General features: G+C 68.8%; 10 protein-coding genes. 5 read left to right on the forward strand and 5 right to left on the reverse strand.

Annotated elements, in window-relative coordinates; all coding sequences use genetic code 11:
- Window positions 1-41: 41 nt before the first annotated feature.
- Window positions 42-500 carry a hypothetical protein gene (locus tag QK444_RS32135; RefSeq protein WP_282785824.1) on the reverse strand — a complete coding sequence of 153 codons (459 nt, stop codon included), beginning with the start codon at window positions 498-500 and terminating at the stop codon, window positions 42-44.
- 206 nt (window positions 501-706) lie between these two features.
- On the opposite strand from QK444_RS32135, the gene QK444_RS32140 reads away from it, so the two are divergent.
- Both QK444_RS32140 and QK444_RS32145 read left to right on the forward strand, forming a co-directional pair.
- Window positions 707-1,267: a LysM peptidoglycan-binding domain-containing protein gene (locus tag QK444_RS32140; RefSeq protein WP_282785825.1), complete on the forward strand. Its 561-nt coding sequence runs from the start codon at window positions 707-709 to the stop codon at window positions 1,265-1,267.
- A 101-nt stretch (window positions 1,268-1,368) separates the two neighbouring features.
- A complete protein-coding gene (locus tag QK444_RS32145; protein WP_282785826.1) occupies window positions 1,369-1,851 on the forward strand; it encodes an SRPBCC family protein in 483 nt (160 codons plus the stop codon).
- 424 nt (window positions 1,852-2,275) lie between these two features.
- Here QK444_RS32145 and rpsR read toward each other — a convergent pair whose 3' ends face one another.
- From rpsR to rpmB, 4 genes are read right to left on the reverse strand one after another with little or no spacing between them, the layout of a single operon-like run.
- Complete coding sequence (rpsR, locus tag QK444_RS32150; protein ID WP_011211513.1) at window positions 2,276-2,530, reverse strand: 30S ribosomal protein S18; 255 nt, start codon at window positions 2,528-2,530, stop codon at window positions 2,276-2,278.
- A 33-nt stretch (window positions 2,531-2,563) separates the two neighbouring features.
- Window positions 2,564-2,869, reverse strand: coding sequence for a 30S ribosomal protein S14 (gene rpsN, locus QK444_RS32155; RefSeq protein WP_282785827.1), 306 nt, complete (start codon window positions 2,867-2,869; stop codon window positions 2,564-2,566).
- A 1-nt stretch (window position 2,870) separates the two neighbouring features.
- Window positions 2,871-3,041: a 50S ribosomal protein L33 gene (gene rpmG / locus QK444_RS32160; protein WP_029931154.1), complete on the reverse strand. Its 171-nt coding sequence runs from the start codon at window positions 3,039-3,041 to the stop codon at window positions 2,871-2,873.
- An 11-nt stretch (window positions 3,042-3,052) separates the two neighbouring features.
- Window positions 3,053-3,289, reverse strand: a complete 237-nt coding sequence (gene rpmB, locus QK444_RS32165; RefSeq protein ID WP_039817163.1) for a 50S ribosomal protein L28 — start codon at window positions 3,287-3,289, stop codon at window positions 3,053-3,055.
- Window positions 3,290-3,390: 101 nt separating this feature from the next.
- Here rpmB and QK444_RS32170 point away from each other — a divergent pair, with 101 nt between their 5' ends.
- The 3 genes from QK444_RS32170 to rpmF form a co-directional block, all read left to right on the forward strand.
- On the forward strand, window positions 3,391-4,716 hold the full coding sequence (locus tag QK444_RS32170) for a GTP-binding protein (RefSeq protein WP_282785828.1): 1,326 nt from the start codon (window positions 3,391-3,393) through the stop codon (window positions 4,714-4,716).
- A gap of 4 nt (window positions 4,717-4,720) precedes the next feature.
- Window positions 4,721-4,999 carry a type B 50S ribosomal protein L31 gene (locus QK444_RS32175; protein WP_282785829.1) on the forward strand — a complete coding sequence of 93 codons (279 nt, stop codon included), beginning with the start codon at window positions 4,721-4,723 and terminating at the stop codon, window positions 4,997-4,999.
- 1 nt (window position 5,000) lies between these two features.
- Window positions 5,001-5,129, forward strand: a 129-nt coding sequence (gene rpmF, locus QK444_RS32180; protein ID WP_282785830.1) for a 50S ribosomal protein L32, incomplete at its 3' end; no start/stop codon positions are given.

Genomic DNA, 5,129 nt, shown 5'->3' on the forward strand with positions numbered 1-5,129 from the left:
TCCGTGGCGTTATCTACTTGGCGCTATCTACCTGCCGCTATCTACTTGGCGCTCAACACTGTTCGGTCGCCCAGTGGTTTCTCCAGCTGGATCTCGAGGGTGCCGAACACCGCGATCATGGTGCACATCCGACCCACCGCTTCGGGCCGGGTCCCGGCCCGCAGTTCCACCAACACCGATTCGTCGGTCTCGGTGGTGGTGGCGTCCACGCCGTAGCACTCCGGGGAGCCGGTCTGGAAGTTCACCGCGATCTTGTCGGGGGCGAGGCGGGTCCAGCTGTCGAAGGGGATGGGGCGGGGGTTGACGATGGTCGGGTCGGCGGTGAATGCCCGGCCCAGCTGACCTTCGGGGGCTTCGGTGGGTGTGGTCTCCGTGGTGGAGGCGGTGGTGCCGCGCGGCGTGTCGGCGTTGTCGTCCGAGCTCGAGCAGGCGGCGATCGTCAGGCTCAGCAGCCCGGCGGTCGTGGCCGCGGCGAGGCGGCGTCCCCAATTCCCGTACATGGCCCCAACCCTAATCGCCCGGCCGATTCCGCACGTCCGGTCCGATCCTCCGGCGAACTTCTGGCGAAGCGTCGTCAAAATCTCATCCGTTGCGGCGCGTATCTCCCCGGCGCGCGGCGTCCGAGCAGTAGCCTGTTCGGCAGATGCGCGAATGCACTTCTCCCGCCATCGATTTACCGAAGATCCCCCCTCCGAAAGGACGCATCGTGGGCGACGCGTTGCATGTAGGCGAAGAACTTGGGCTCGGTCAGTCCCTGAAGGGTGGTGCCTACACCCTGACTCTGCAGAATGATGGCAACCTCGTGCTGACGGAGCCGGACGGCAATGTCGTCTGGCACACCTCCACTCACGATCAAGGTGTCGAGCGGGCCGTGCTGCAGGCGGACGGCAACTTCGTGTTGTACAAGGGTGAGGGCGCGGCCTGGTCCACCGAGACCAATGGCAAGGACGCGGACCGTCTGGTCGTGCAGCCCGACCGCAATGTCGTGCTGTACGGCAAGGACGGCGGCGCGCTGTGGTCGTCGGGCACCAATACCGACAACCCGATCCAGGCTGAGCCGGAGGCCGTCGCGGCCCCCGCGGCGGAGGCTCCCGCCCCGCCGCCGGCTCCGGAGGCGCGCACCCACACCGTCGCTCCCGGCGAGACCCTGTGGGCCATCGCCGAGCAGTACTACGGTGACGGCAACCGCTACCCCGAGATCGCGTCGGCCAGCGGCATCGACAATCCGGACCTGATCAATGTCGGCCAGGTGCTGACCATCCCGTAAGCGGGCGGTCGCGCGGAACGAGCATCGAGCCCCGGCGTCAAAGGCGCTGGGGCTCTTCTCGTTCCGGGCGCGTCGGCAAACTTCCCGGCACAATGTGTGCCATGAGCCTCGGCTACGTTCCGGTCACCGTCGAATCCACCTGCCGCACCTCGGCGGCGACGGCCATGGAGGTGATCGCCCCCATCGATCTGCCCACCATCTTCACCGGCATGGGTCCACTGCCCGCCGTCCGCGAGGTGCGCGACCAGTCCGGCCCGTGGGATACCGCGGGCAATACCCGCACCGTCGTCCTCTCCGACGGTTCCACCGCCCGGGAGGAACTCACCGGCTACACCCGCGCCCGCCACTTCAGCTACGAACTGACCGAATTCACCGGCACCATGCGCCGACTGGTGGCCAAGGTCGACGGCGAGTGGACCTTCACCCCCGCGGGCCGCAATTCCCTTGTCCGCTGGACCTATTCCTTCTTCCCCCACCCCGGCCGCGCCCGCCTCGTCCGCTACGTCGTCGCCCCCCTCTGGCGCCGCTACGCCACCGCCACCCTCGCCCGCGCCATCCGCGAAGCCGAGCAGGCCACCGTCTGACCCCGCGTGGCCGGTCAACACGCCGCGCCCGAGCCGTGCCGCGCTTGCCCAGGCCGCGCTCGCCGTCCGGTCGAGGCCGGCGTCTGATCTCGCTCAGCCGGTAACCGCGCCGTGCCGGAACCGTGCTGCGGTTGGGCAGTCTGCGCCAGGGGCGCAGGGTGGGCAAGCGCAGCACCCACCCGAACCGCGCCTCCTCCGCCGCCGTAGCCCCCGAACCCCTCGGGCTCGCCCGCGTACCCGTCTGGGGTAGCGCCCCGCGAGATGCACTCGGGCCTGCCCGCGTACCCGTCTGGGGTCGTGCCCCGCGAAACGCACGCGTACGCGCCTGGTCGTCTGCGAACGGACCCGGGGCCGCCCCGCGAAACGCATCGAGCCCCCGATGCGAAAGCATCGGGGGCTCAGCCCTTTACGTCCGACAGTCGCGTCAGCGGCTGGTGAACGGCAGCAACGCCATCTCGCGCGCGTTCTTCACCGCGACGGCGACCTGCCGCTGCTGCTGCGGCGTCAGCCCGGTCACCCGGCGGCTGCGAATCTTGCCGCGGTCGGAGATGAACGTGCGGAGCAGGTTCACGTCCTTGTAGTCGACGGTTTCGATACCGGCGGCGATCAAGGGGTTCTTCTTCGGACGTCGGGCCTGCTCAGCGCGGACCTTCTTCGACGGTGCTCGCTTCACTGCCATGTCAGCGGTTCCTTACTCACCAGATGTGGTTGCTTACCAGCTCGATTTGTGCACACCGGGCAGTTCGCCCCGGTGTGCCATCTCGCGCACGCGCACGCGCGAGAGACCGAACTTCCGGAGATGGCCGCGTGGGCGTCCATCCGAGGCGTCTCGATTGCGCAAGCGTACCGGACTGGCATCGCGCGGCAGTTTCCGCAGGGCGGTCTGTGCGGCGGCGCGGTCGGCGTCGGAGGTGGTGGGCTTGCGGATGAGCTCCTTGAGCTCGGCCCGTCGTTCGGCGTAGCGCGCCACCACGATCTTGCGCCGCTCGTTCTTCTCGATCTTGGACTTCTTGGCCACGTCAGCGCTCCTCACGGAAGTCGACGTGCTTGCGCACCACCGGGTCGTACTTCTTGAGCACCATCCGGTCGGGATCGTTGCGGCGGTTCTTGCGGGTGACGTAGGTGTACCCGGTGCCCGCGGTGGACTTGAGCTTGATGACCGGACGCAGCTCGGTCGACTTGGATGCCATCGGCGGCCTTCCTAGATCTTCTCGCCGCGCGCCCGGAGCCGGGCCACCACGGCCTCGATCCCGTCGCGGTCGATGGTTTTGATGCCCTTGGTGGAGACGGTCAGCGTGATGCGCCGGTCCTCACTGGGCAGGTAGTAGGTCTTGCGCTGGATATTGGGGTTCCACCGCCGGTTCGTCCGCTTGTGCGAGTGCGATACGGACTTGCCGAATCCCGGTTTGCGCCCGGTGACCTGGCAGATGGCCGACATGTCACTCCCTTCCAGTTGTTGATGACAATCGTTTTCGACAATGCCTGCCGGACAATGTACCGTTACCGTCCGGTAAATGAAAATCGTTATCGGAAGAGGTGATGGTGGTGCCGGGGATGCACGACGACCGCAAGCCCGTCCTCGTGGTCGCGGGCCTGCCGGGGCGTGCCGCCGCGGGCGTGGACCAGATCGCGGGTGAACTGGCGGAGCCGGGCACCGTCGTGGTCCGCCACGACCTGAGCGAACTGCGCCAAGGCGTGGTCCGCCGGATCGTGCACAGCGAGGGCCGGGAGAGCGAGACCATCCTCGAACTCGCGCACGGCTGTGTCTCCTGCACTCTGCGCGCCGACCTGCTGCCCTACCTGTGCGTACTGGGACAGCGTGATTCGGTGCGGCGCATCGTGCTCGCCCTGGATCCGGCGTTCGAGGCCGAGGCGGTCTGTCAGGCCATCGAGAATGTCACCGTCGCCGGTGTACACGGCCGCGTGGACGGTCCGGCCGGGCGCAGCGTGCGCATCGAGGCCGTGCTCACCTGCGTGGACGCCCGCGACTGGCTGACCGACGCCACCGGTGACGACACCCTCGCCGACCGCGGCCACGTCACCACCGACGACGAGCGCACCGTCGCCCAGCTGGCGGTCGGCCAGGTCGAATTCGCCGATGCCGTCATCGCCGTCGAGGTGGGCGCGGTGGACGCGCTGGAACAGGCCCGCCTGGCCGCCGTCCTCGACCGGCTGGTGCCGCTCGCGCCGGTGCTGTGGGTGGCCGACCCGGACGGCGCGTCCGGCACCGACCTGCGCGTCCTGCTCGAGCAGATTCCCGCCGACGCCCGGCGCGGCCGCAGCTTCGGCGCGCACGCCCCGCTGTTGCGCGGCGAACCGCCGCTGGACACCGAGCACGGGGTCACCCTCATCGAATTCGCCACCGACCGCCCCTTCCATCCGGAGCGTCTGCACTCCGCGCTGGACGTCCTGTTCGAGGGTGTGGTCACCGCGCGCGGCCGCGTCTGGCTGGCCACCCAGCCCGACGAGGTGGTGTGGCTGGAGTCCGCGGGCGGCGGCCTGCGGGTCGGCAGCGCCGGGAAGTGGCTGGCCGCCATGACCGAGTCCGAACGGACGCAGGCGGACCCGGACCGCGTGGCGATGGCCGCACTGCGCTGGCACCCGGATTTCGGCGATCGCGATATCTCCCTGGTCATCCTCGCCCACGACGCCGAGCCGAACACCATCCGAGAGGCCCTGCACTGGGCGCTGGTCGACGAGGACGAACTGCGCCTCGTGCGGCGCGCCCCCGAGCGAGTCGCGCAGTGGGAGGACCCCTTCGGGGACTGGCACGAGGACCCGTGCGAGGCGTCCGAGGAGACCCGCTCGGTCGGCACCGAATCGTCCGGCCCCGCCACCGGCGACAACCGTTCCAACGAAAGGTAATGCGATGAAGCCAGGTATCCACCCGGACTACCACCCGGTGGTCTTCCGGGACAACAACACCGGCAAGCAGTTCCTCACCCGCTCCACCGCCACCTCCGACCGCACCGTGGAGTGGGAGGACGGCAACACCTACCCGCTGCTGGTGGTCGACGTGACCTCGGACTCACATCCGTTCTGGACCGGTGCGCAGCGCCTGCTGGACACCGCCGGCCGCGTGGAGAAGTTCGAGCGCCGCTACGGCAAGCGCCGTCGCACGGGCGCTGCACAGGAAGGGGAGAACTGAGATGGCGGTTCCGAAGCGGAAGATGTCGCGGTCCAATACCCGCAGCCGACGCTCACAGTGGAAGGCGACCCCGCCGGACCTGGTGCCCGTCACGGTGAACGGTGTGGTGCCTGTCTCTTATTACACATCT

The organism is Nocardia sp. CC201C, from assembly GCF_030010695.1.
Taxonomy (GTDB): domain Bacteria; phylum Actinomycetota; class Actinomycetes; order Mycobacteriales; family Mycobacteriaceae; genus Nocardia; species Nocardia otitidiscaviarum.

Coding starts and splice junctions, on each gene's coding strand:
- rpmG (WP_029931154.1), bottom strand. CDS start 3,041: ATGGCATCCAAGTCGACCGAGCTGCGTCCGGTCATCAAGCTCAAGTCC.
- QK444_RS32145 (WP_282785826.1), top strand. CDS start 1,369: ATGAGCCTCGGCTACGTTCCGGTCACCGTCGAATCCACCTGCCGCACC.
- QK444_RS32170 (WP_282785828.1), top strand. CDS start 3,391: ATGGTGGTGCCGGGGATGCACGACGACCGCAAGCCCGTCCTCGTGGTC.
- QK444_RS32135 (WP_282785824.1), bottom strand. CDS start 500: ATGTACGGGAATTGGGGACGCCGCCTCGCCGCGGCCACGACCGCCGGG.
- rpsR (WP_011211513.1), bottom strand. CDS start 2,530: ATGGCAGTGAAGCGAGCACCGTCGAAGAAGGTCCGCGCTGAGCAGGCC.
- rpmB (WP_039817163.1), bottom strand. CDS start 3,289: ATGTCGGCCATCTGCCAGGTCACCGGGCGCAAACCGGGATTCGGCAAG.
- QK444_RS32175 (WP_282785829.1), top strand. CDS start 4,721: ATGAAGCCAGGTATCCACCCGGACTACCACCCGGTGGTCTTCCGGGAC.